Origin of the sequence: Synechococcus sp. BIOS-E4-1, assembly GCF_014279995.1 — a bacterium.
Classification (GTDB): Bacteria; Cyanobacteriota; Cyanobacteriia; order PCC-6307; family Cyanobiaceae; genus Synechococcus_C.
Genome location: NZ_CP047935.1, coordinates 675,371 through 698,473, shown reverse-complemented (window position 1 = coordinate 698,473; position 23,103 = coordinate 675,371). Strand labels below are relative to the sequence as shown.

The window sequence follows — 23,103 nt, the reverse complement described above, 5'->3', positions numbered from 1 at the left end:
AGGGCTTATCAATGCGTTTTTAATCCTAAGTAGCAGCCATCAGCACCAAGAGCCTTGGAATTGGGATTTAAGCGTGGCGCAACGCAGCGACCGGTAACAGGTATAAGGCTTCGTGGTGCAGCTGCTGAGAGCACGCGCTGAACCCTACAAGCAGCCGCTAAATCCTTTAGTTAAAGGACGGAAGAAATCCGGTTGCCAGAGCTGAATCAAAAGGCTCTCATGCCAGCACCTGGGCCACGCAGAAACCCAAAGATTGCTTGCAACGGCACATCCAGTCGCATCTGGTCACAAGCTTCTCAAGAAGAACTCAGACAATTTTCAGACAAATGGTCTGCAGAAATTAAAATTTGTGTTAACGGATCGAGGATGCACAGGAGCAAGCAAGACATTCCACTCAAATTCCTATAGCCATGACAGTAATCAAAACTCAGCTCCTGTGCACACTTGCTGCACACTCAGGCAGGCCCAGATCATCTTTGAAGACTGGGATTCTCTGCGCCGTTGCGCTGCCCCAATTCATCAATCAAACCCAAACAGCAGCGGCTACTGAAGAGACAGCACAAGCATCAACAATTATCAATCAAGCCAGTCTTGACAACCTGGAGAATGGCAATATCTCCAGCGGCATCGAGCACCCTGACTGCAAAGACTACGCAGGACTTCCAAAAGCGACTAACACAAACTTCACAGATCAATGCGACGGCACCAAAGGTAATTTGGTGCACAACAATAAAGACGGGGTCGTCAGAAAAACTGATGAAGACCTGACCGATGGAGCATTCAAAAAACCGGTCGTCACAGGCATTTAGGCCAGTAACGCTCAACAGCCATTTTTGCAACCCAAACAATGATGTCATTCAAAAATAAAAATTTGGATGGCTTTTCATTAGTTGAAATGCTGATCACTGTATCGATCATTGGCATCTTAGCGGCCATTGCTTTGCCCCAATATTTTTCTCAGGTCCAGAAAACACGCCAGAACGAAACCGCTGCAAGTTTGTCGCAACTGCAGGTCACGATTGCGGCATTTGTTGATGAGATGGGCTTACTCCCTGAAAGCTGGGCTGATCTCAACAAAATCACGCCGCTGATGACCATTAGTGGACCCGCTGTTCAAGAAGATTTTGAATGGATCACGTTGGCGAGCGCCACCTGCGGTAAAACAGCAAAACGCGAGGCCAATGGTGAGCTGAATTGCTACGAGGCTTACGTCAAGGAAAATGATCAGCTCTACACCCTAGAAGCACGCTCGAAGAATCCAAGAGCCAGCACCTACAACGTTGTGGCCTGCCTTGATCTACGCAATGGATCCAGTGATCTGAGAAAAGGAACTCACAACGCAGTGGCCTCCGTCGCAGATTTGCAATGCGTGAGGAATGGACAATGACGCGATCATTGACCAACAGCAGCAAAAGACACCGTGATCAAGCAACAATCGAGAGAAGACGCTGTGAAGACGGACTCGCCTTAATCTCAACACTAATGCTGGGGGTGATCATTACGGCAGGAGTCAGCAGTCTGCTGGCCAGGCAGTTAATGTCACGCCGATTAAGCGTCAAAGAAAGCTATCAGCAACTGGCTGAAGCAGCCGCTAACAATGGATTGAACCGTATTCTTGGCGAACTCAACAATCCAAATCCAGATCAAAACAGAGGATTTCTGTTCACACTTGATAACCGCGAAAACCTCAACGAAGCCAATAACGGATTCCACTGGGAGCGCTTGAATAGCAATCAATCACCCCAATTTTCAGAAGTCTGCCTGGATACATCCATCGGTCTGCCCAAACAGGGTCAGGGTCAATCCGGTGAATCCTGGCCAACGACAGAAGTTGCACTCGAAGACGCAGATGATCCATCACTGCGAGAGGATGGAATTTCTAAAATAGAAACGTTTTATCGACTGAGAGGATATAGCAGTCCGGGCACATCAGGAAGCACAGACAATGGTGAAGCGAAATTCATCATCGAAGGGATTGTGCGTCGCAAAGATGCACCGCCTGATTCCTATCTCGCACGAAGTCGCCTGGAACGATCGCTCTATATTCAATCCTGGGTCGATGTGAATCGGTCAAATGATTGGGCCATTTTGGCTGCCCATCATATGGAGCTGGGCCCAATTGAGCTGGACAGTCCTGGGCAAATTCTCTGGCATATATCGGACGACAAAGCTAGAGCACTTGCGAGCCAATGCAATCAATCAGCAATTGTCAAACAGATGAAAGGCATCGATAACTACACGGCAAATTTGCCATCTCGTATCTGGCCAGTTATCAATCAAAAACAACCCGCTGCCGGCATTTTCAAAACCAACGGATCCAAGGATAATTACCCGGGAGAGCCCTCCACCACTCGTATCTGGAGGGTTGATGATGATCAGTACAACCCTTCTGGCCGCTGCTCGTGGCGTGTAATTTGCCAGCGTAGAAATCAGTCGGGGGTCTACAGCACACCCGTCAACATTGACAGCAGACGACGCTGGCGTCGTGTAAACGGCCAATGGCAGACAACCGCAACAATTCGATTACGCGAAAAAGACATCTGTACAGGAAAGAGCGGTGATTGTCATGTCTACTTTGATCGAATCAATCTCAGTCGTTCACGACTGCTGATTGAAAACAGCACGAGGCCTGTGGTTCTTCATCTGCTTGGACCTCAGCAAGCACAGTTCAGTGGCACCAACAGCGAAAATGCTTCCATCACTCTGGGGCCGCGGGCACTGATCTGCGGGGTCAACACCAACTCCAACACCTGCAATCAGCAACCTGAACGACTGGTGATCATGACGGACGCACCCCAAGATCCTGCGCAATGTGCAGATCAAAACAACAGAATCAATCTAGCCGGCAGCAGTCTCCCGGCAGCATTGATTCTGATGCGACAAGGAACCGTGGCATTGCAAGAAGATGCACAGCTTCAGGGAGTGATCTGGAGCCACAGCTACTGCTCCAATGGTCATCGTCTCAGCCTGAATGCACAAACGAAGGGAGGCAGATCCGCATCGCTGGTAAAGCAGGCATCCACTGTTTGGGACTGGGCCAAAAAGGGGTTCTCGGGATATGGGCGCAGAATCACCCGTGGAATCAGAGGAACGGGCCTTGATCAATTCCAGCGGTTCTGATCATGGCCAAGAACTCGCTAATGCAACAGTTTTCTCCCCCCGGTGGCCAGAGAAGCGAGGGCTTCACCATGGTGGAGGTGCTCATCGCAGGAGTGATCATGCTGATTGTGATGGTTGGAACAGCAAGGGTTTCAATCCAATCCATCACCAGCGGCAGACATCGAATCGAACGGGACAGAATCGAAGCTGCAATTCACAACAATATTCAATTAATTCAACAGGCGGATTCAAAGCTCACCCTGGAATCCATGCCAAGCCAGGACCAACGGGCAGCCTGCCTCAATCCAGCGGCTTACCTGAAAAAGCAGTTATCCCAGCAAGGGGGATCAAACGCCGTTCCTGCACCAGAGATATCAGGGGTAAGCAATAACAACCTGATCGAACGATCAATCACCGTCGGGGACCATCCGGGCATCACCGTTGTGACCTATCAATTTTCAGCCCCAGAGCATTCAATCGACAATGAACGAAGAACCATCGAACTCAATCCAAATTTCCAAACGCGATGCATTTTAGAAGAATGAAGAAGAATCAATTCCCACCGACACGTGGATTCAGCCTTCTGGAAGTGCTGATTGCGGCACTGATCGTGATGATCAGTGCATCATGGGCAATCCCTCAATACCGGCGTCAACTGGCACTGAATCAACTCGATCAATACACACAAAAAATCGAATCAGGATTGTTCAGCTTGCGAGCTCGCCAGTCTACAGAAGGGACAAGCTGCGAAATAAAATTTGCAGCCAATTATGTTGGCATTGACAATATCAATGGCGGATTTGGAGCAGTTGAAAATGTTGTCGAGTTAGGCCATTTGTCGAAAGAAGACCGTGCTCAAAGGCTTGAATGCTGCGACACAACGCAATGCGAATGGAATCCTCCATATCGCTTAATCAACCTGGAAAAAACAAGAATCTCAAAAAATGTAGAAATCAAAGTTTCCCAATCGGCCTACTCCCTCTCTCCTCCGGGTACAAGCACGGATGGGAATGCTTTGGTTTTGCTCGTTCGCTCAACCAGCTGGAACCAAGATCCAGAACGACCTCTACCCATTCGCTGCATCAAGTTATCGACGTCCGGTCACCTGCACAGCGGCACATGGGAGGAGAGGCGATGTCGACGCCGATGACATCAACGAGAAACGCATTCTCTCCCTAACACTCTCCGATCATCCGCTTTTCAATCGATGAATCCCCTAACCATCAAGCCCATGACCCAAATCAAACAACGCATGGCCTGCCGTGATCAACGCGGCTTTGGGATTCCGGAAACATTAATTGCGGCCAGCGCAGGAGTTGCACTGATCGGGGCATCAACATTGGCCCTGCGAAGCACTGGGAGCCTGATCGACAAGATGGATCTCAAGGCAGGCTTGCAACAAAACACCATCAGTGGAAAACGTATCATGCGTTCAGAAATTGAGCGCAGTTTGCACCTACTGATCAGAACCAAACAAAAGCCAACAGATCAACTGGCTCATACAGATCTGAATCACGACGACTACAAAGTCTCCCTCAGCCAATGCCAATCATTGGCACAACAAGCAGGACAGGTCTTCAATCCAGTATTCGGCGTCAAGATGGCTGAACTGAACAATCCTCTATATTACGGCTTATCGCTCAGCAGTGTTGGCAAAGGCTATTCATTAAAGCGTTGTGGGGCCTCAATGCAGCTCGATGGCCGATATAACGAAACAGAGCAACAATCGCTCGCCATGGTGATTGACGATATTGGTGTGATTCGATGCAGCTCAGATCAGCCTGAGTGCATCATTGATCCCCGCAAGGAAACAACACCCCTGAGTGAGCTGGCCGCGAACACTGATTTCGTCTTTAACGAAGACAAGACCCCCGAGCGATCCTCTCGAGAGCCAGCCATTCGCCTGATGACAGACGAAAACAGAAAGCTGATCCGGTTCATCGACCCGACCACAGAACAAGACAACATTCAAACAAGCTTCCTGAAAATCGAAACTGTCAACAAAGAGATCACCACACACCCGTTCTATTTCGTGGCCTACTCCCGTGCCGACAAACGTCTTGAGAAAGGACCGGAAGACGGCGAAGTGCTCGATGGTCTCTTCTTCCGGAATGTCAGCAGCAATCGTATGCGTTTTCTTGTGGATGGCTCTGGCTCGATGAGTGCATGCATCCTGTGGGGTAGTGGCTTCGGCAACTGGAAGATCTTCTGGAATGGTCGTCATTACTTCTGGAGCCGGAGAAGTTGTGCACTCACGCGCATGGAGTCGCTTCAGCACGAGTTAAATTCACTTCTCCAAGAGCTTCCCAACGACACACAGATCAGCCTCCGCTCTTTCAGCTCACCTGGCTATCAAAACCATCGAATTTGGCAGAATTCGGCCAAGTCACTGGTCAAAATCGGAGCTGAAGGCACGCGTGATTCAGCCATTGCCTTTGTCAACACCTTGGATGATGGCTACCCCTACCGCTGGGGAGGAACCGATCCCTGGGAGGGGCTTGATGAAGCATTCGCCGACAAGAACACTGACACTCTTTACTTCCTGTCCGATGGCGAACCCAATTACGACCGCAATCGCGGGCGCTGGACGAAAGCCGATCACGCATCAACCTCTGGTCATTATGCAGGCCTGAATAACAATAGGGAGATCACACTCAAAGTGAACACCATTGCACTGGGACTACAATCTAATTGGATGCAATCCCTCGCAGGAAAAACAACCGGCGACTACCTACACATCGACAAAAAATATGTACTGAGCTCGTCAACAAAATAATGCTCAGATCTCACAATAACTGAGCCAATGTCCTGATCATGCCTTTTTGAGCAATCTTCTGGAGGGGGAAACTTAAGCCCGGTAGTAGCTCATCGGCTGCTCAGGCTTTCCTCCCCGGTCAATCTGCAACTGGATCCTGGCCATGTAGCGGCGGGCCACAACGGCGTTGTCCATCTCAAAGGAGGCAAAACGCTCCAGATGCCGACACTGACTGGCCACCACATCAGCTCGATCAAAGTGAAATCCGATCTCTGAGGCCAGAGCGATCACAGCATCCAGGTCAATATCGAGAGGCAGATGGGCGTCTCCCCAAAGCTCCACATGAAATGCCGTCAGTTGCTGTTGCAGCTCGGCATCCGAGCGCACCCTTTCCAGAAAGGCAGTGAGCTGCTCGGCTCCGTTCATCCCCACAAGCCAAGAGGCACAAAGCCACCGATCCATTCCACAGCCAGATCCGAGAGCTCCAGGCCACTGGAAAGACCGGTGATGTACTGATAGGTGGGACCGTTGGTACCGGTGATATTCGAAACCAGAACATCGTCCCTGCTGAAGACCAGCTCCCCATCTTCGATCTGACTTTGCAGCGTGACGATGTTGTAGCTCTGGCCCGCTCTGGTGTTGAAGGCCACTTCAAGGGCATTGCTCCCGTCCCCTGTCGGTAGCAGCCTCACAATCGGATCGCCATCGTCGTAGGCGGATGACTCTCCAGCGGAACCGCCTCGATAGATGGTCACCGTGGGTTGCCGTGATGGAAAAGGCTCCAGCGGCGTGAGCCGACGATCAATCTGCTCATCCAGCAACTGCGACATCTGCGCATAGGCCAGCCGTTGCTCATCGGTGGCCAGGGGCTCGTGTCCATGGATCACTCTCAGGGCCTCGGCCTTGGGATCCAGATTGCGCAGTTCCAGAGGAGCGGCCTTAAACGGATTCAACTGGCCGGTGATGGGATCGATGTTGGGGTAATAGTCGCCGCCTCCGGGCCGGAGGTCATAAAACTCGCCCTGCCAATTCGCCGGTTCATACGGCTCATCACCGGAGAAGTAGCGAACGTATTTGTAATCCTTCGTTCGTAACGCCTGCAGACGGTTGGGGCCTGGCAACAGCCCATGATCCCATGCACCCTCTGGGATTGAATTAGCAGGATCTTGGCCTGCATAGATATCGTCGTAGGTGTAGAGCAACGACGACTGCACATCGAGGTCATCAATGGAGAGCGGCGAACCTGTCGCAGCTCTGCGAATGATCGGGGAGTAGTCAACGCCGCGCAGGTCGTAACCCTCCAGTTGCTGTTCACTGGAGCCATAGAGCCCAGCCACAGTGGGCAGGAAGTCCACAAGCGAGACAAGAGCATCAGACGTCTGACCGCCCTTGAAGTATTGGGGATTCGACCAGATCATCGGAACCCGAATCGACTCTTCATAGGCGTTGAACATCTTCTGAACCATGCCGCCATGGGTCATGCCCATCTCGCCGTGATCACTGGTGCTCACAAACATGGTGTCGTCGACCATCCCATGACGGCGCAACGCCAGGATCACGTTGCCCATCTGGGTGTCAGCGATCTCCATGAGATTGCCGTAGAAGTTGAGATAGTTGAGCTTCATCTCATCAGTCGGCAGCGGTTGAGCACCGGCCTGCGCAATCAGCCACTCACGCTGAATCTGAGGTTTGTAATTGCCTGCTAAATCAAACCCTTGCTGAACCGCCGTCGGTGATGCGATCGGTTCCTTCACCGTCTTTGGCAGGATGTCGATGCTGCCTTCGATCATGTCCCGGCTGTAGCCGAACTTCGTCTGAGGATCACCCTTGCCCCAGGTCTCTGGATACGACAACACATCGTGGGGATTGACCAAAGACACGACCATGGCAAACGGGCGGTCATTCCCCGACTTCACGCGTTGATTCAGCCAACCGGTGGCCTCATCAACAAAACGGGAGTCGTTGTCGGCGTAACCACCACCTGCGTTGGCAGGATCCATATCCTGCCCGGCATCCGGCCCCTGCCAGTCGCTGAACTCATAGGGCTGCATGTCCTGGTAAACCACCTCGCCGTCTTCGAGGGTGATGGTCTTGCTCAGGTGGGTCTTGCCGAAAAACGACACGTCATAGCCCTGATCCAGCAACACATTGCCGAGAGTGGGCAGATCGGGATTGAGCTGAACCTGAGAATCGAGAATTGGATTCTCAATGTCGCTGAGAAGCAGGTCGAGCTCATGCTGAGCCGGGAACTTCCCCGTGAAAAACGTGGCACGTGCAGAGGAGCACATCGCCGTGTTGGTGAAGGAGTTCTCGAATGAAAGTCCGTTATCAAGCAACCACTGACGGGTTGGAAGCTTCTCCTTTGCCCAGTCGCGAGGAAGCCAAAGGTCCTCTGGTTTGACCTGATCTCGGATGAAAACCACCAGATTCGGTGGACGTGCCGTTGCCGACTCAGCATCAGCAAGAAACTCAAGGACCTCTTGCAGATCGGCTGAGCTTTGCAAGCCAGACAATCCAATCTGTTCAGCAACATTCAAATAATCCCTGCAGAGCAACAGCTGTTGATCGCTGAGCTGATCTGGATTGAATCCCGCCAACGCAGCAACAAGCCGCTCGTCCTCGCTGGGCATCAACCCCAACTGATCAAGACTTGGTGACGAGGACTGGTCCAGTTCAGGAACCCCCTAAAGAACGTCTTATTCGGCAATTCTTGCAGGATTTAAGGGCTTTGCAAAAACCCTCGAGACGTTATTTGCCGATCGACGACAAGACGCAGGCTCGAGCCAAGAAACAACGCAGACTCAGTCGTCATGATGCAACCAACCGCTTTAAAGACTTCGCCATTTCAATCAGCGATCAGCGATTTATCCAGCTTAATGACGTAGCCAGGACTGATCGCTGAACAATCCGTCCTGGTCATTCACAACACGACTCCATCGACCACATCGCGACGAAGTCCAAGGGCGAAGCCGAACGCCATTGCGTTGAATGGAAAGCGTCCCTGACTCGGACAGGCATGGGCTCTCCCTGGTTGTTGCTGCTGCTGGCCATCACAGCTGAGGTGATCGGCACCTCTTGCCTCAAGCTCTCGCAAGGCTTCAGTCGACCGGTTCCCACCCTAGTGGTGCTGTCGGCTTATGCCATTTCGATGACATTGATGTCACGGGTGGTGCAAGTGCTCCCCATGGGCCTCACCTACGCGCTCTGGAGTGGCATCGGAATCGTGGCGATCGTGATGATTGGCCTGCTCCTCTATCACCAGGTGCCGACCCAGGGTCAGCTGATGGGCATGGCCCTGATCACAGCCGGCGTAATCACCGTGAACCTCAGCGGGAACCACGGTTGATCACGCCTCAGCCACCGAAGCACTGACGGACACCCAAGGCCTGGCTAGGGAAAGATCATTGCCTAGATGGGCTATGGGCTATCGCACAGATTTCGGCAGGGATCACCAACGCCCGCTGGCGGTGTTCGCCTCACCGGGACGGTACGTCCAGGGTCCCGGTGCCACCTGGGAACTGGGCACAGAGCTGAAACGCCTGGGCCTGAGTGGACCGGTGCTGTTCATCGCTGGTGGCACGGCCCGCAGAACGCTGGCTTCGATCTGGAAGGAAACACTGCCGCCTGTCGGCATCACGCCGGTGGTTGAAGCCTTCGGTGGCGAATGCAGCGATCAGGAGATCAGCCGTTTGGTCGGCCTGGCAGCAACGCAGCCCTTCTCAGCGGTCGTCGGCGCTGGTGGTGGCAAAACCTCCGACACAGCGAGGGCCGTCGCCGATGAGCTGGATCTGCCAGTGGTGATCACCCCAACTCTGGCGAGCACCGATTCGCCGTGCAGTGCCCTCTCGGTGATTTACACCAATGGCGGAGGGGTGCAGGGCTTCCGCTTTTACAACCGCCATCCGCTGCTGCTGCTTGTTGACACGGAGGTTGTGGCCAAGGCGCCGAAGCGGCAACTGGTCGCTGGCTTCGGCGATGCCCTGGCCACCTGGTTTGAAGCCCGAAGCTGCCGGCAAAGCCACAGCTGCAATGTGGTTGGGGGCTACCCGACCACCACGGCCACAGCCCTGGCGAAGCTGTGCTGCGACATTCTTTTGGCCGATGGGCCTGCCGCCTGCTCCGCCGTGGATTCGCAGGTCACCACCCCCGCTCTCGAGCGCATTGTGGAAGCGAACAATCTGCTTTCGGGGCTTGGCTTTGAAAGTGGTGGACTGGCACTTGCCCATGCCGTTCACAACGGCATCAGCGAGATCCCCGCAAGCCACGCGATGCTTCATGGGGAGAAGGTCGCCTTCGGACTGCACACCCAACTGGTGATGGAAGGCCAGCCACAGTCGGAGATCCAAGAGATCTTCAGCTACTGCCAATCCGTGGGACTGCCCACCACGCTGCAGCAGATCGGGATCAACCCCGACGACGACGAGGCCATCCAGCAGATTGCGCAACGGACGGTGATCCCAGGCGAAAGCAGCCATAACGAGCCTTTCGAAGTCACCGCCGCAGCGGTGGAGGCTGCTATCCGGGCAGCTGATCAACAGGGGCGTGCCTATATCAACTGATACCGGTGGTCACAGGAGGTGACATCGATATGGGAAGGTCATCAGCACGCTGAACCTCCCCGCCTGTGCCGCGCTTTCGCCGATTCCTGCTGATTGCAGCTGTGATTGCCGTGCTGGCCGTGCTGTTTCAGATCATCAGGGCGAATGGCCTTTGGCCAACCCGGGAAGAAATCGAACTGCAGGTGAAGACCCTCGGGATCTGGGGGCCCCTGGCACTGTTTGCGCTGCGTGGTGTGAGCATTGTGCTGCCTGCACTGCCCAGTACTGTTTTTTCACTTGTAGCCGGAGCAGTTCTTGGCTTTCGCTCAGGCTTCATCACCATTGTGATCGCCGATCTGATCTTCTGCCAGGCAGCCTTTCTACTGGCCCGTAACTACGGGCGAGACCCTGTCCGAAAGCTGGTGGGAGATCGGGCAATGGGCATCATCGAAGGATTCAATCGCAATCAACTGGAAGGCAATCCCTTTCTTCTCAGCGGGCTGCTGATGACAGGGTTATTTGATTTCGTCTGCTACGCAGTCGGTCTTGGAGGCACTCGCTGGCGAGCATTCATCCTGCCGTTGCTGTTCAGCGTGATTGTGAGTGACGCTCCGATCGTGGCTCTTGGCGCCGGCATCTTCAGCGACAACAACAGCAAACTGTTGATCGGCGCGGCGGTTTTTGGAGTGTTTGGCCTGGCCGTCATCGCAGGCTGGGTCAAGAAGCGCATGCGCAAACAGACGAGTTCAGACACGTAGACCCAGCAGCCCGTCACTGCGCTCCCTTGTGCGTGCGAGCAGCTCCGGATCGCTGTTGAGATCCTGGCGGTAACTGGGAATCAGCTGATGGAGGCGCTCTTGCCAGGCCTGCGTGGCCAGCTTTGCAGCAAAGCAACGCTCCAGCACCTCCACCATGATCTGCACGGAGGTGCTTGCCCCAGGAGAGGCACCCAGCAGAGCGGCCAGGGATCCATCCGCAGCACTGACCACTTCGGTGCCCATCTGCAGGCGACCACCATCAGGCGTGCGTTTGATGATCTGCACCCGTTGACCGGCCACCGAAAGGCTCCAGTCATCCGCATTGGCCTCTGGCAGGAATGCCCGCAATGCCTCCATCCGATCAGCTTCGCTCTGGCGCAGCTGATTGATCAGATACTTCACCAGAGGCAGGTTGTTCACTCCCACCTGCAGCATCGGCAGCAGGTTGGTGGGACGCACCGACAGCGGTAGATCCATCAGCGAACCGGTCTTGAGAAATTTGCTGCTGAATCCGGCATAGGGACCGAACAGCAGGGATCGCTTGCCGTCAATCCAGCGGGTATCGAGATGGGGCACCGACATCGGCGGTGCGCCCACCTTCGCCTTGCCGTACACCTTGGCGTGGTGACGCTCCACCAGAGCTGGCTCGCCGCACACCAGCCATTGGCCGCTCACGGGAAAGCCGGCATAGTCGGCGGCCTCGGGGATGCCACTGCTCTGCAGCAGTGGCAGGGCACCACCACCGGCGCCCAGGAACACAAACGGAGCCTGCACCTTGCGACGGCCCGACGGACCGCGCAAATCAAGCTGCCAGTCACAGCAGGTCATCGACTCCGTCAGCGGTCGTTTGAGTCCCTGCACTGAGGTGCCATACACCACCTGAAGAGCGCCCGCTGTCTGCAGCGGCAGCAGCAGTGCCCTGGTCAGAGCACCAAAGTCGAGATCGAGTCCACGCTCGATACGGGTGGCTGCAATCTGTTGACCAGGCCGACGTCCTGCCATCACCAAAGGCATCCAGTCGCCGATCTGCCAAGCATCCGTGCTCCAGTGCATGGCGGCGAAGGCCGGCAGCGCACTCAACTGACGATGCCGCTGCTGAAGAAACGCCACATCCTCCTGTCCCCAGACAAAACTGAGATGGGGCACCTGGTGAAGAAAGCTGCCTGGGTCAAGAACTCCCCGTTCTGTGAGGGAGGCCCAGAACTCCAGACTTCGCTCGAATGCTGCATTGATCGCCAGTGCTTTCTCAGTGGACACCGTCCCGTCGGCCTGCTGAGGGGTGTAGTTGAGCTCACAGTTGGCGGCATGGCCGGTGCCGGCGTTATTGACTGCTGCACTGCTCTCCAGAGCGGATGCCTCGAGACGCTCCACCAGCAGCAGGCGCATCTCCGGGTCGAGGGCATGCAGCAACGAAGCCAGGGTGGAACTCATCATTCCCGCACCCACCAGCACGGCGTCGTAACGATCCATCGCGTGAGCTGATCCTGCTTCTCAAGGGTATGAATCCATCCGGACACGTGCCTGCCTACCCTGAGCGAAAGCACTTACCCCCCATCCGGCCATGAGCACCGAAACGCTGCCGCTCACCCAAGACAACGTGGAAAAGGTGCTCGATGAGCTGCGCCCGTTCCTGATGGCCGATGGTGGCAACGTGGAAGTGGTCGAAATCGATGGACCGGTGGTCAAAGTGCGATTGCAGGGTGCATGCGGCAGCTGCCCCAGCAGCACCATGACCCTGAAAATGGGAATCGAGCGCAAAATGCGCGAATCCATTCCTGAAGTCAGTGAAGTGGTTCAGGTTCTCTGATTCGGTCCAGCCACTGACAGGCTCAACTCGAAAAGCCATCCTGAAGACATCAGTGCAGGCGCGAGCAGCTGTCGATGCGGAGGTTGCCCCGTCCACGCCCGTTCGTGTTGGTGCTGCTGGCAGCACTCACGATCGTTCTGATGCTGAGCGGACGAGGGCTGATCGGCCAGGGGCCCTCCGAGGTGCTCGACCGCGATGCTGTTACGGCGGTGATGGAGGGTCCCTCAGGCCTGGAAGAAGTCCAGCTCTCGGAAGCTCTGGTGCGCAAACATCCGTTCATCTACGCCGGAATCCATCTCGACAAGATCTATGAGCTGAATCTGAACTCACGCACCTTCACAGCCGATGGTGAGATCTGGCTGGAGTGGCTGCCTGAGGTGGAAGCGCTGCTGCAGAAACATGGCGACGAACCGGCCGACCTGATTGCACTCGCCAACCGCATCGAAACGTGGGACTCCACCTTCGAACCCTCAACAGATACACCACGGGAGCTTTCCGGTGGCAGGCGTCAGCAGCTCTATCACTTCTCGAGCCGCTTTTACGACGATGAAGTCGACTTCCGCCGTGATCCATTCGACATGTTGCGGCTGCCGGTGATCGTGGAGCTCAAACCACTGTGGACCTCGCAGAAATACGCCGATCTGCGGTTGCTGCCCGAACCGAGTGATGACAACCTTGTGGGAGAGCTGGGCACCCTGAGCGGCTATCAGCTCGAGAGTTCCAGCTTCACGCCCTATCTGCGACGCACAAGCAACCGGCGGGGCACCTGGTATCGGCCGCACATGAGCCAGGTGCGACTGGAAGTGGTCTACCAGTCGAATCTCTGGCCTGGAATCGTCAACTGGGTCATCCCGCTGATGATCATCAACTCGATTGTGTTGATGGCTCCTTCGGTTGAGGGAACACTGTCCGATGTGCGCCTGGCCATCCCGTCCACGGCAATGCTCACACTGATCTTTTTGCAGCAGTCGTATCACTCCTCGCTGCCGAAACTGCCCTACACCACCTTTCTCGATGATCTGTTCACTGCCAGTTATCTGATCGCCATGGCCCTGTTCGCTCTGTTCACATGGGGGTACAACACCTATGCCGCCGCGCCCGACGATCAGAAGCTCGAGACCATGCGCCGGATCAACCGAGCTGACATGCGCTTTCAGGTCATCTCGGCCTCAGCCCTGGTACTGACGGCCTTCATCAGCTGGGGAAGTCGATGAACGACAAGATGTTTGTCAGCCTGCTGGCCACCCTGCTGGTCAGTGGTTGCAACACAGGCGCTTCCACAACCGACGTCAATGTGGTGCGTGTGGGCCTGCTCCATTCCCGCAGCGGGACGATGGCGTTATCGGAAAACACCGTGGCCGAAGCCGAACGACTGGCGATCGAAGAAATCAACGCCAGCGGTGGGCTGATACTGAAGGGCAAGCGCGTCTTGATTCAGCCGATCGAGGAAGACGGCATGTCCGATCCGGACACCTTTGCGCGTCAAACCGAACAGTTGCTGGATGACGAGCAGGTGGTAGCCATCTTCGGAGGCTGGACCTCGGCCAGTCGCAAGGCGATGCTGCCTGCCCTGGAAACACGGGATGCCCTGCTGTTTTATCCGGTGCAATACGAAGGCCAGGAGTGCTCCCCTTACGTGGTGTATGGCGGTTCGGTTCCCAATCAGCAGTCGGAACCCGCCTTGAACTGGATGCTGGCCAACCGCAGCAAACGCATCCTGCTGATCGGCTCGAACTACATCTATCCACGCACCGCCAATCGCATCATGCGTGCCCAGGTGCAACGCGAAGGGGGAACCGTTCTTGCTGAGCACTACCTCCCACTCGGCAGTGCAAAGGTGGAGCCGCTGGTTGAAAGCATTCGGCAAGCCAGTGCGAGCGGGCCGGTTGTTGTGATCAACACCCTTAACGGCGACAGCAACATCGCCTTCTTTGAACAGCTCTACCGCGAGGGCCTCATTGGCTCACAAGCCATGGATAGCGCAGTGACCGTGTTGAGTCTCTCTGTCTCGGAGGAAGAGGCGCTGGCGATCGGTACGAACAAACTCTCCGGGACTTATGCCAGCTGGAGCTATTTCCAATCGTTAGCTGGAGACGCCTCCAAAACATTCGCGCAGCGCTTTCGTCGTCGCTACGGCTATCACCGCGTGATCAACGATCCCGCTGAAGCCGCCTACAGCCTGGTCCATCTCTGGGCCCGCGCAGCGGAAAGCGCCGGCAGCACCCATCCCAAAGACGTGCGTCAGCAGCTGATTGGCACCAGCTATGCAGCCCCGCAGGGTTTACTGACCATCACCCCCAGCCAGCACCTCAACAAGCGCTCCCTGCTTGGCCGAGCCGATGACACTGGAAACTTCCAGGTGGTGAAGGATTTCGGCGTGATTGAGCCCCAACCCTGGAATCCCGATCATCCCGACTCAGCAGGGCAGCACTGTTATCAGCGCAGCGGCACCGCTCCCTAAGGCATCGATGCAGGAGGTGGCGGGGCCAACGGCGGGCAGCTGCGGGCCTCAAAGTTGCAGGCATAGATCGTCGACTTCTGCCAGCTCAGTGGAATCTCCAAAAGATCGCGGGTGCCCGTGATGCCCTGAGCCACGAACAGCACCGCAGCAAGCAGATTGGCGGTGACATGCAGGCGGCGCAGGCGCAGGTCGCGCAGGATCTCCGGCCGGGCACCGAGCGAAAACAGCATCAGGCCCACCACGGCGACACCCGACCAGTAATGGGATTGCCAGAACGCGGGCGAGAAAGGGTCATCGGATAATCGCCAAACCTCCGGCTGAGCTCCCAGACCAAGCACACCAGCCCAGGTAATCAGAGCAAACGCCAGTCGCAGGCCAGGTGCCTTCGCCATCCAGAGCGCGCCAAGACTGAGCAGGGTTCCGATCAAGACCAGCAGCAGCGTGCCAGCCCGGCGGAAGCCACCTTGAAACTGATCGAGCGGCCCATGCGTTGCGATGACCACAGTGAGCGCAACGATCACCAGAACAACCACAGCTGCGGCGAGCCAACGGCCGAGATCGCTGTGGTCGCGTCCCACCGTCGGGGGCGGTTTTGCAGTCTTCAAGCGCCGGGATCGTGTCTGAATCGCCAGTCGGATCACGATGCCCGTGAGGGGATAGATCAACACCACCGCCAGCACGGGGTGAACAATCCAGACCCAGTCCACCAAGGTCATCGGTGATACCAACCCAACGGACAAACGCAACGTAGCCATGGCTTGGCTGAACACTCCTCAACAGAGCCAAGTCCTGAAATGAGACACGGGCCCCTTCGAAGGAGCCTGGCAGAGCCTGGGATTGCAGCAATGAAGCTCCAATCAACAGGGAAGCACTACTAAAAACGCTGTTCGCAAAAATATTATTTTTAATTTTCCTGGCTTTCTTTCAGCTGATCAATGACAAGAATTTCTCAAGCCGGAATACTTCTATCACCATGGCAGCAATTCTCCCAGATCCCGCTGCAGTCTTCTTTCACTCTTTGACCATTGCCGGGCAGTTGCTTTAAACGATGAGCATCAATCAAGACACTAACCACCGGAGAAATAAGAATCATCCCATGAAACAAATTGGAATAAAAACAACTAAGTAAGAACAACAGCAACCACAACAGCAGTAATTGAAACGACCACAGATGCGACTACCAAACCGGCCGCCACATTCCCTTTGCGAATTTCAGCTCGATAATCAATTGGAGTGAGTCGATCAAACAGCCAGGTACCTCCAAGGATCAAAAGAACACTGATGAAACTCCACCCAATGGTGAGCATCACCTGGGTGACCAGCTGGGACATCGAAACAATTGCAACGTCAACCCTTATTCTACTGAATGTGTTGACTGCCCTTGCATTTATGGCTCAGCCATCGGGCGTGCACAGACCCTTTCAGTCGATTCGACAGCAACCATTGTTGCTTTGGCCTCTTCTCAGCCTGATGATCCCCCTATGGCCGGGATGCACGGCACCACCGCCCAAACGTGAACTTCTCGGCCAGGAGCTGATCTTGCCGAGCAATGGTGAAGTGATTTTAAGCGAGCCTTTTGTTCTTGATGCAGAAGCGGTTGGCGCGACACGCCTTTTTGCATCGGTTGGCCTGCCTGTGAATTCGGCGATCTCGCTCACCACTGAATTATTAAATGCTTCCGACCAAGTTGTTTTGGCATTTGACAAGGAAGGATGGAGAGAGAGGGGAACTTGGCAAGAAGACGGACAAAGCGGCATTTACGATGAATCTGACAGTTACTATGAAGTGCTGTTTAAGCCAAATCAATCAGGGCAATATCGACTTCGCTTTGCAGTCGACGGCCTTGAAGATCAGGCTGGTCAAGCACTGCTGGCTCAACTACCTCTAAGGGTCAATGTGCAAGATCGACAAGTCGATCACGGACTCGCTATTTGGACATTCTGGATTGGTTTAGGAATTGTGCTCATGTTCCTAAATAGTATTTATTGCCAAGGACGACGTCGACATGGGGGACGTATTGATGACCTCCTAGAAACCTCATCATTCACACGAATGAATTACGAAAGAGGCGTGATTATGTTAAAAATAAAAGGTCGCTTTGAACTTCCCTCTCGCGTCAAATCGGATGCATATCAAAAAATATCAAGCAGCTTCCAACTACCCCTGAGCCTGGAGATCATTGATGGCAACGGACTGACCCTGCAGTCGGAAAAGATCACTCTGTATCTTAATAAAAAATCAGCAAATGATGAAGACGATCCACCCTACTGGCAGTTTAAAAAACGACTGTTTTTTTACAACCCCAGACTTAGAAGCCTGAGGTTCCGATTATCCATTCCAGAACAAATTGACTGCCTAGAACAAGAATGGATTGATTTCGACCTTCGAGATCGAATTGTATCCATGAGACCGCTCAACATCAGGAGAATTCTCTAATGCATCGACCTCTTCTTTTGGTCCTATCAGTTTCGGTCACGGTGCTGGGAAGCAACGATTCAATCCACCGCCCAGCGATCTACCGGCTCGGGAACGACGGAACGCCCTCCAGCCGACCGTCATCCGCTGGAGGTGTCATTTACCGTGGCTCCGGCAGTGGTGGACAGTGGCGCACCAGTTCACGGGGGGGCTGGGGTGGTTTTCAGGGACGTGGACCATCGGGTGTGAAGTGACGAATTCCATCGCACCCAGCCAAGTGCGCGTGCTGATGATGACAGCGATGCTTTCGTCAGCAGCCGGACTGATTCTTGAGCTCTTGCTGGTGACGCAAGCCAGCTACCTCGCAGGGAATGCCACCGTGGCGACAGGCGTGGTGGTCGGCACCTTCCTCGCCGCCATGGGCCTTGGAGCCTGGTTGACTGAATTTTTAGCCGTGTCGACAACTCCACAACCAGCCTTATTGCGCTGCTTGTTAATCGTCGAACTCAGTCTATGTCCCTTGTGCTTCCTCGGACCTCTGGGCTTATTTCAACTGTTCGCCATGGATGGTCCTCTTTGGTTAGCCGTTGTCATGCTCACCGTCTTGGTCGGTGTCTTGGGGGGCATGGAACTTCCATTAATCACCCGGCTACTGGAGACACAACAACAGCTCAGGCAGGTCTTAGCGCGTGTTCTAGCCCTCGATTACTTCGGGTCATTACTTGGAGCATTGGCATTTCCATTGCTGCTTTTACCAACACTTGGGTTACTGCCAACTGCAGCCGCTCTTTCCTTGGTTCCCATCGGCTGCGCATGCTGGCTCAGCTGGTCATTCGATGATTTACGTCGATGGCGACGTGGAACACTCTTCGCCATTCCCTTAATTGCAACAGGAGGATTTTTCTCTATCCCAATGGGAGATCGGATCGAAGACAACCTCTACTCAGATCCAGTCATCAGCAGAGTTCAGAGTCGATATCAACGCATAGTTTTAACGCGAAGACGTGGTGATATACGTCTTTACTTAGATGGGAATCTTCAATTTTCTAGCCGCGATGAATACCGCTACCACGAGGCCTTGGTCCATCCTGCAATGGCAGCTCACCCCAAGCCAAAAAATGTCCTGCTTCTCGGAGCGGGCGATGGGTTGGCCCTAAGGGAAGTGTTGCGCTGGCCAAGCGTCGAACATGTTGAACTGATCGAACTGGATGAAGCCATTCTGACCATGGCTCAAGAGCACCCAGCGCTTCAACGCCTTAACCAAAACAGCTTCGCAGATCCAAGAGTGCACATTCAAGTTGGTGATGCATTCGGGTTAATAGCGAAAATGCCAGGTCCGTTCGACGTGGTGATTGCTGACTTTCCTGATCCAGACACCGCTGCAGTGGCAAGACTTTACAGCGTTGGCTTCTATAACCGTTTAATCAAACAACTTGATTCCGATGGTGTCTTCGTGACACAAGCCAGTACACCCTTTTTTACGCCATTGGTGCTGGCCTCCATCGAAAAAAGTCTTCAACATCTGCCGTTGCAGACCCATCCCTACAGTGTGACGGTACCAAGTTTTGGGCCATGGGGCTTCGTGCTCGCGCATCGCGAAAGCCAACAACTTGCTTTTCAAACGGTTCCCTTTGAAGCGAAATGGTTTGATCACGCTCAACTCACTCGGATGTTGGAATTTCCAAGGGACTACAGACCCTCCGACCGAGATTCAGTACGAGCCAATCGACTTACCAGGCCCATTCTGATTGACTATCAACGCAGAGATCGCTGGTCAGCCCCCATCCGCTAATGCTCTTTATTCTGATTCTCGTCCTGATAGCGGCTCTAGCTGTATGGCTGCGCTTCCGCTCCAAACGCATGGCCATAGGGCGATATGCAGAGCTAAAAGGGAAGGTTGCGACAGAGCGAACACTATTCACCCTTCAGATCGGCGATGTTGTGCAATATCAAGCACGGGATTGGATTGTTGAAACTGTTTATCGTTATCAACAGGGTCAATTCGAGTGGACTGAATACCTATTACGAGACAATTCTGACGTAGCATGGCTTGTGGTAGTTGAAGATGATTGGCTGGAAGTGAGCTGGCTAAGCCCCGTACCTGAGGACCAGCTACACATCGAACTACCGCCACCAAGATACATCACTTACGCAGGCACCGACTATTCATTGAAGGAGAAAGGAGAAGCAAGATACTCAACAGAAGGCAGAGCCAAAAATCAGTTAGGGAATTGCTTGTTTTATGATTACGAAGCAAAAGATGGCTTACAGCTCAGCCTTGAGGCGTACGATTCCAAAAATGAAGGAGGCCTTGATATCAACGTTGGCGAAAAGATCGATTCTCGCGACCTATCTCTACTCCCAGGAGATGGCAGAAGTGTTTATTCAAAGATATCTCGTTAAATAGATTACGACACAAAGACAAACATCAGCGCAGTGATTAGCCACCTGGCTACCAACGACTATTGGCGGCATACCCACGAACTGATCACTGCCAACATAGTTCCATGCTAGGCGATTCACTCACAACAAATCACCTTGCCAGGGGCAGCACAAATACATTTCATGCTAGTCAATGCGAAGCGCAAATTAGCTTCGTTTTTTAAATATAAATGATTCGCAGGACATCTTCGCCAGCGACTAGGCAATAGATGTTGACACCCAGAGCTGCGACTGAGCGTTATAGCGATCGCCTTCCACGCAGAGCAATCAGCCACCGCAGGCGCAGCTGCAGGATCCTCTGCCATAACTAGTTTCATAGCAGGGATGATCTGTTGGGCAAGATTCGGGGCAGAAGTACTGCCCATTACGGACAGCAACAGCTCATGAAGCATCCATGCATTGACATGGTTTTTAAGCGGGCGAAAGTTTTTACGCCATTCGATAGGTCGATCCAGCGGTCTCAACCAATCCTCCATGAATGACTGGCTGAATGTCCTTAGAAACGCCACGCTGTAGCTGATCCCCATTCCGCGCTTTTCGGACGTAAAGATGCTTCCGATGGGTCACCTTTCGACACAGCGTTAGTTACTCACTGGTACGCCCAAGGGCCTATGGACACCAACAAGCTGCGATCACTCTGCCCCGCGCTGGCTAACAAGACCTACTTCAACTACGGCGGGCAGGGGCCGCTGCCAACACCCTCGCTGGAGGCCATCACCACCAGCTGGAAACAGATCCAGGAACTCGGCCCCTTCACGACCGACATCTGGCCCTACATCAGCTCCGAAGTGAGCAAAACTCGCGGCCGTCTGGCCCGGTTGTGCAATGTGCCAGCCCATCGGCTCGCCCTGAGTGAGAACGTCACCACTGGGTGTGTGCTGCCGCTCTGGGGCCTTCCCCTTGAGGATGGCGACCACATTCTGATCAGCGACTGTGAACACCCCGGCGTCGTCGCGGCCTGCCACGAACTGGCTCGTCGCCGCCAGCTTCAGGTCAAGACACTGCCGGTGAAGCAACTCAGACTCGGACACGATCAACAGGCCCGCACCGATCGCGACGTGCTGGCGGCCCTCGAACAGCAGCTCACCAGCCGAACCCGGCTGGTGGTGTTGTCGCATCTGCTCTGGAACACCGGTCAGCAGATGCCGATTACGACAGTGGCCGCACAGCTGCAACAGCACCCGGCACAGCCTTACCTACTCGTTGATGCTGCACAGAGCGTCGGCCAGATCCCCGTTGCAGAGGCGGCAGAAGCGGCCGATATCTATGCCTTTACCGGGCACAAATGGACCTGTGGTCCGGAAGGGCTGGGTGGGGTGGCGCTCTCAGAGCGCATGCTTACGGAAGCCCATCCCACCATGATCGGCTGGCGCAGTCTTCAGGATGAAACGCGGGCTGTAGCTGATGATCCAGACCCCTTCCATCACGACAGCCGTCGCTTTGAGGTGGCCACCAGCTGCGTGCCATTGATGGCTGGTCTGCGCTGCTCTCTTGAGCTGCTGGAGCAGGCAGGCTCGGATGGCGATCGACTCGAGTGCATCCGCACTCTGAGCAACCAGCTGTGGAGTCAGCTGCAGTCGATCCCCGGGATCTCACCACTGCTTGAAGGCCCACCGCCTGCTGGTCTCGTGAGTTTTCAGATGCACGCTGAGGCAACGGCAGTCCCACCAGCCGATGTGGTGAAAGCACTGGGTGCAGAACAGATCTGGATCCGTGATTTGGCAGATCCGATCTGCCTGCGTGCCTGCACCCATATCTGCACCAGCGAGAACGACATGGCGCAACTCATCGATCGGATTCGGACGTTGTCAGCGATGGGCAGATAGCGCCAGGAGCGCCATGGAGCGAGCCCTGAAAGACATGAAAAACACACTCCAAAAACTAATCATTCCATCTTCTTATCTCTGGACTGCGCTGGCCTCGGCTCAGGTCAATTTCACAGAAATTGACAACAGTCTTTTGCACTCTCAATATCATCCAAACCCCAATTCAATCTTCAAAGGCACTATTGTTTTTCAAAACGGAACAGGATCGTCATTAGAAGCATGGTCTGCAAACGAAACGTTCTTTGAGTGCATCAAACAGCTTGGCAATCTGTTCATGTACGACCGAAGCGGCCTAGGCCAAAGCTCACCAGACTTCAGCGTCTCTTCAGCAAATCCGATCACAGCGAAACACGTCAATTCCAAACTCGTCCAACTCCTAGACAGGAATCGCATTAAATCACCATATATTCTCGTTTCACACTCATACGGTGGACTCTATGCAGGATATTTTGCACGCAAATATCCTGACTCAATCGCCGGCATGCTGATGGTTGATCCAGTACCGAGCAATTTCCTGTATTCAGACCGGATTCAAAAACAATTTGACATCGCCCTCACAACAATTGGAGACATTCCCAGCAGGGAAGCCTACAAGCTATACAACGTTTCAAATCAACGCAAAAACAATGGAATCACAGCCGATGGTTTTTATCAACAGAAAGGATTTCAGGCAAGCAAAAGGCAAGTGGCAGAGCTGCCTCCGATGAGCAGCACATTCCCAATCATTATCATGTCATCTACTGAAATGAATTCCAGCACTCCAATCAAAGGAAATTGGAACAGCCTGCAAAAGCAATGGTTAAACCAGAATCCAAACAGCAAGGCTCTCAGAGCTCAGGGTGGACACTTCATACAGATCGAACGTCCCAAGCTCGTTTGCGAACAACTCAATCATCTCGTGAAAATAGCAGCACAGAAATCAAAGCCAACTCGATAGGAACAAAGAAGTTATGAGCATCAAAATCACTCAAGACAATCGCATCTTGAGTAGCAATCATCAAA

23 protein-coding genes are annotated in these 23,103 nt (G+C 54.1%); 18 read left to right on the top strand and 5 right to left on the bottom strand.

The window, feature by feature from the left end; translation table 11 throughout:
• Window positions 1–476: 476 nt before the first annotated feature.
• From SynBIOSE41_RS03385 to SynBIOSE41_RS03360, 6 genes are all read left to right on the top strand, one after another.
• Window positions 477–809, top strand: a complete 333-nt coding sequence (locus tag SynBIOSE41_RS03385; protein WP_186539599.1) for a hypothetical protein — start codon at window positions 477–479, stop codon at window positions 807–809.
• A gap of 62 nt (window positions 810–871) precedes the next feature.
• Window positions 872–1,387 carry a type IV pilin protein gene (locus SynBIOSE41_RS03380; RefSeq protein WP_222930569.1) on the top strand — a complete coding sequence of 172 codons (516 nt, stop codon included), beginning with the start codon at window positions 872–874 and terminating at the stop codon, window positions 1,385–1,387.
• An 830-nt stretch (window positions 1,388–2,217) separates the two neighbouring features.
• On the top strand, window positions 2,218–3,120 hold the full coding sequence (locus tag SynBIOSE41_RS03375) for a hypothetical protein (RefSeq protein WP_186539597.1): 903 nt from the start codon (window positions 2,218–2,220) through the stop codon (window positions 3,118–3,120).
• Between the two features lie 2 nt (window positions 3,121–3,122).
• Window positions 3,123–3,644, top strand: coding sequence for a prepilin-type N-terminal cleavage/methylation domain-containing protein (locus SynBIOSE41_RS03370; RefSeq protein WP_370594178.1), 522 nt, complete (start codon window positions 3,123–3,125; stop codon window positions 3,642–3,644).
• Complete coding sequence (locus SynBIOSE41_RS03365; RefSeq protein ID WP_186539595.1) at window positions 3,641–4,249, top strand: type IV pilin protein; 609 nt, start codon at window positions 3,641–3,643, stop codon at window positions 4,247–4,249. Before SynBIOSE41_RS03370 ends, SynBIOSE41_RS03365 begins: the two co-directional genes overlap by 4 nt.
• Before the next feature lie 81 nt (window positions 4,250–4,330).
• Complete coding sequence (locus SynBIOSE41_RS03360) at window positions 4,331–5,875, top strand: vWA domain-containing protein (protein ID WP_186539594.1); 1,545 nt, start codon at window positions 4,331–4,333, stop codon at window positions 5,873–5,875.
• Between the two features lie 72 nt (window positions 5,876–5,947).
• Here SynBIOSE41_RS03360 and SynBIOSE41_RS03355 read toward each other — a convergent pair whose 3' ends face one another.
• Both SynBIOSE41_RS03355 and SynBIOSE41_RS03350 read right to left on the bottom strand, forming a co-directional pair.
• Window positions 5,948–6,280 (bottom strand): Nif11-like leader peptide family natural product precursor, encoded by a 333-nt coding sequence (locus tag SynBIOSE41_RS03355; protein WP_186539593.1) that lies wholly within the window; start codon window positions 6,278–6,280, stop codon window positions 5,948–5,950.
• A complete protein-coding gene (locus SynBIOSE41_RS03350) occupies window positions 6,277–8,484 on the bottom strand; it encodes a sulfatase-like hydrolase/transferase (RefSeq protein ID WP_186539592.1) in 2,208 nt (735 codons plus the stop codon). The genes SynBIOSE41_RS03355 and SynBIOSE41_RS03350 overlap by 4 nt, the downstream gene beginning before the upstream one ends.
• Window positions 8,485–8,870: 386 nt before the next feature.
• Between SynBIOSE41_RS03350 and SynBIOSE41_RS03345 the strand changes: the two genes are divergently transcribed.
• The 3 genes from SynBIOSE41_RS03345 (at window position 8,871) to SynBIOSE41_RS03335 (ending at window position 11,150) form a co-directional block, all read left to right on the top strand.
• Window positions 8,871–9,200, top strand: a complete 330-nt coding sequence (locus tag SynBIOSE41_RS03345) for a multidrug efflux SMR transporter (RefSeq protein ID WP_186539591.1) — start codon at window positions 8,871–8,873, stop codon at window positions 9,198–9,200.
• Between the two features lie 73 nt (window positions 9,201–9,273).
• Entirely contained in the window at window positions 9,274–10,413 is a 1,140-nt protein-coding gene (locus tag SynBIOSE41_RS03340) for a glycerol dehydrogenase (RefSeq protein WP_186540754.1), read from the top strand.
• Between the two features lie 65 nt (window positions 10,414–10,478).
• Window positions 10,479–11,150, top strand: coding sequence for a TVP38/TMEM64 family protein (locus SynBIOSE41_RS03335; protein ID WP_186539590.1), 672 nt, complete (start codon window positions 10,479–10,481; stop codon window positions 11,148–11,150).
• On the opposite strand, the gene SynBIOSE41_RS03330 is transcribed toward SynBIOSE41_RS03335, so the two are convergent.
• Window positions 11,139–12,620 carry a malate:quinone oxidoreductase gene (locus tag SynBIOSE41_RS03330; protein ID WP_186539589.1) on the bottom strand — a complete coding sequence of 494 codons (1,482 nt, stop codon included), beginning with the start codon at window positions 12,618–12,620 and terminating at the stop codon, window positions 11,139–11,141. The genes SynBIOSE41_RS03335 and SynBIOSE41_RS03330 overlap by 12 nt on opposite strands.
• 91 nt (window positions 12,621–12,711) lie before the next feature.
• Here SynBIOSE41_RS03330 and SynBIOSE41_RS03325 point away from each other — a divergent pair, with 91 nt between their 5' ends.
• The 3 genes from SynBIOSE41_RS03325 to SynBIOSE41_RS03315 all read left to right on the top strand — a co-directional run bounded on the left by SynBIOSE41_RS03325 (window position 12,712) and on the right by SynBIOSE41_RS03315 (window position 15,418).
• Entirely contained in the window at window positions 12,712–12,957 is a 246-nt protein-coding gene (locus SynBIOSE41_RS03325; protein WP_186539588.1) for a NifU family protein, read from the top strand.
• A 74-nt stretch (window positions 12,958–13,031) separates the two neighbouring features.
• Complete coding sequence (locus tag SynBIOSE41_RS03320; RefSeq protein WP_186539587.1) at window positions 13,032–14,171, top strand: hypothetical protein; 1,140 nt, start codon at window positions 13,032–13,034, stop codon at window positions 14,169–14,171.
• Window positions 14,168–15,418, top strand: coding sequence for an urea ABC transporter substrate-binding protein (locus SynBIOSE41_RS03315; RefSeq protein WP_186539586.1), 1,251 nt, complete (start codon window positions 14,168–14,170; stop codon window positions 15,416–15,418). The genes SynBIOSE41_RS03320 and SynBIOSE41_RS03315 overlap by 4 nt, the downstream gene beginning before the upstream one ends.
• On the opposite strand, the gene SynBIOSE41_RS03310 is transcribed toward SynBIOSE41_RS03315, so the two are convergent.
• Together SynBIOSE41_RS03310 and SynBIOSE41_RS03305 are read right to left on the bottom strand one after the other, a co-directional pair.
• On the bottom strand, window positions 15,415–16,134 hold the full coding sequence (locus SynBIOSE41_RS03310; protein ID WP_186540752.1) for a DUF4079 domain-containing protein: 720 nt from the start codon (window positions 16,132–16,134) through the stop codon (window positions 15,415–15,417). The two genes, SynBIOSE41_RS03315 and SynBIOSE41_RS03310, sit on opposite strands and share 4 nt — an antisense overlap.
• Before the next feature lie 405 nt (window positions 16,135–16,539).
• Window positions 16,540–16,725, bottom strand: a complete 186-nt coding sequence (locus SynBIOSE41_RS03305) for a DUF350 domain-containing protein (protein WP_255475922.1) — start codon at window positions 16,723–16,725, stop codon at window positions 16,540–16,542.
• Between SynBIOSE41_RS03305 and SynBIOSE41_RS03300 the strand changes: the two genes are divergently transcribed.
• The 6 genes from SynBIOSE41_RS03300 to SynBIOSE41_RS03275 all read left to right on the top strand — a co-directional run bounded on the left by SynBIOSE41_RS03300 (window position 16,715) and on the right by SynBIOSE41_RS03275 (window position 23,038).
• Window positions 16,715–17,854 (top strand): hypothetical protein, encoded by a 1,140-nt coding sequence (locus SynBIOSE41_RS03300; RefSeq protein ID WP_186541442.1) that lies wholly within the window; start codon window positions 16,715–16,717, stop codon window positions 17,852–17,854. The two genes, SynBIOSE41_RS03305 and SynBIOSE41_RS03300, sit on opposite strands and share 11 nt — an antisense overlap.
• Window positions 17,855–17,871: 17 nt before the next feature.
• Window positions 17,872–18,087, top strand: coding sequence for a hypothetical protein (locus SynBIOSE41_RS03295; protein ID WP_186539584.1), 216 nt, complete (start codon window positions 17,872–17,874; stop codon window positions 18,085–18,087).
• Complete coding sequence (locus SynBIOSE41_RS03290) at window positions 18,084–19,625, top strand: polyamine aminopropyltransferase (protein ID WP_255475921.1); 1,542 nt, start codon at window positions 18,084–18,086, stop codon at window positions 19,623–19,625. Before SynBIOSE41_RS03295 ends, SynBIOSE41_RS03290 begins: the two co-directional genes overlap by 4 nt.
• The gene (locus SynBIOSE41_RS03285; RefSeq protein ID WP_186539583.1) at window positions 19,625–20,236 is read left to right on the top strand and encodes a DUF4178 domain-containing protein; all 612 of its coding nucleotides are present in this window, start codon (window positions 19,625–19,627) and stop codon (window positions 20,234–20,236) included. Before SynBIOSE41_RS03290 ends, SynBIOSE41_RS03285 begins: the two co-directional genes overlap by 1 nt.
• 650 nt (window positions 20,237–20,886) lie before the next feature.
• Entirely contained in the window at window positions 20,887–22,101 is a 1,215-nt protein-coding gene (locus SynBIOSE41_RS03280) for an aminotransferase class V-fold PLP-dependent enzyme (RefSeq protein WP_186539582.1), read from the top strand.
• Between the two features lie 13 nt (window positions 22,102–22,114).
• A complete protein-coding gene (locus SynBIOSE41_RS03275) occupies window positions 22,115–23,038 on the top strand; it encodes an alpha/beta fold hydrolase (protein ID WP_255475920.1) in 924 nt (307 codons plus the stop codon).
• The last annotated feature ends 65 nt before the right edge of the window (window positions 23,039–23,103 follow it).

What these genes read in the sequence shown, in the direction of transcription:
- SynBIOSE41_RS03310 (WP_186540752.1), bottom strand. Translation starts at nt 16,134, where the DNA reads ATGACCTTGGTGGACTGGGTCTGGATTGTTCACCCCGTGCTGGCGGTG.
- SynBIOSE41_RS03330 (WP_186539589.1), bottom strand. Translation starts at nt 12,620, where the DNA reads ATGGATCGTTACGACGCCGTGCTGGTGGGTGCGGGAATGATGAGTTCC.
- SynBIOSE41_RS03360 (WP_186539594.1), top strand. Translation starts at nt 4,331, where the DNA reads ATGACCCAAATCAAACAACGCATGGCCTGCCGTGATCAACGCGGCTTT.
- SynBIOSE41_RS03325 (WP_186539588.1), top strand. Translation starts at nt 12,712, where the DNA reads ATGAGCACCGAAACGCTGCCGCTCACCCAAGACAACGTGGAAAAGGTG.
- SynBIOSE41_RS03370 (WP_370594178.1), top strand. Translation starts at nt 3,123, where the DNA reads ATGGCCAAGAACTCGCTAATGCAACAGTTTTCTCCCCCCGGTGGCCAG.
- SynBIOSE41_RS03340 (WP_186540754.1), top strand. Translation starts at nt 9,274, where the DNA reads ATGGGCTATCGCACAGATTTCGGCAGGGATCACCAACGCCCGCTGGCG.
- SynBIOSE41_RS03320 (WP_186539587.1), top strand. Translation starts at nt 13,032, where the DNA reads ATGCGGAGGTTGCCCCGTCCACGCCCGTTCGTGTTGGTGCTGCTGGCA.
- SynBIOSE41_RS03355 (WP_186539593.1), bottom strand. Translation starts at nt 6,280, where the DNA reads ATGAACGGAGCCGAGCAGCTCACTGCCTTTCTGGAAAGGGTGCGCTCG.
- SynBIOSE41_RS03280 (WP_186539582.1), top strand. Translation starts at nt 20,887, where the DNA reads ATGGACACCAACAAGCTGCGATCACTCTGCCCCGCGCTGGCTAACAAG.
- SynBIOSE41_RS03315 (WP_186539586.1), top strand. Translation starts at nt 14,168, where the DNA reads ATGAACGACAAGATGTTTGTCAGCCTGCTGGCCACCCTGCTGGTCAGT.
- SynBIOSE41_RS03345 (WP_186539591.1), top strand. Translation starts at nt 8,871, where the DNA reads ATGGGCTCTCCCTGGTTGTTGCTGCTGCTGGCCATCACAGCTGAGGTG.
- SynBIOSE41_RS03285 (WP_186539583.1), top strand. Translation starts at nt 19,625, where the DNA reads ATGCTCTTTATTCTGATTCTCGTCCTGATAGCGGCTCTAGCTGTATGG.
- SynBIOSE41_RS03300 (WP_186541442.1), top strand. Translation starts at nt 16,715, where the DNA reads ATGGTGAGCATCACCTGGGTGACCAGCTGGGACATCGAAACAATTGCA.
- SynBIOSE41_RS03350 (WP_186539592.1), bottom strand. Translation starts at nt 8,484, where the DNA reads ATGCCCAGCGAGGACGAGCGGCTTGTTGCTGCGTTGGCGGGATTCAAT.
- SynBIOSE41_RS03305 (WP_255475922.1), bottom strand. Translation starts at nt 16,725, where the DNA reads ATGCTCACCATTGGGTGGAGTTTCATCAGTGTTCTTTTGATCCTTGGA.
- SynBIOSE41_RS03275 (WP_255475920.1), top strand. Translation starts at nt 22,115, where the DNA reads ATGGAGCGAGCCCTGAAAGACATGAAAAACACACTCCAAAAACTAATC.
- SynBIOSE41_RS03365 (WP_186539595.1), top strand. Translation starts at nt 3,641, where the DNA reads ATGAAGAAGAATCAATTCCCACCGACACGTGGATTCAGCCTTCTGGAA.
- SynBIOSE41_RS03375 (WP_186539597.1), top strand. Translation starts at nt 2,218, where the DNA reads ATGAAAGGCATCGATAACTACACGGCAAATTTGCCATCTCGTATCTGG.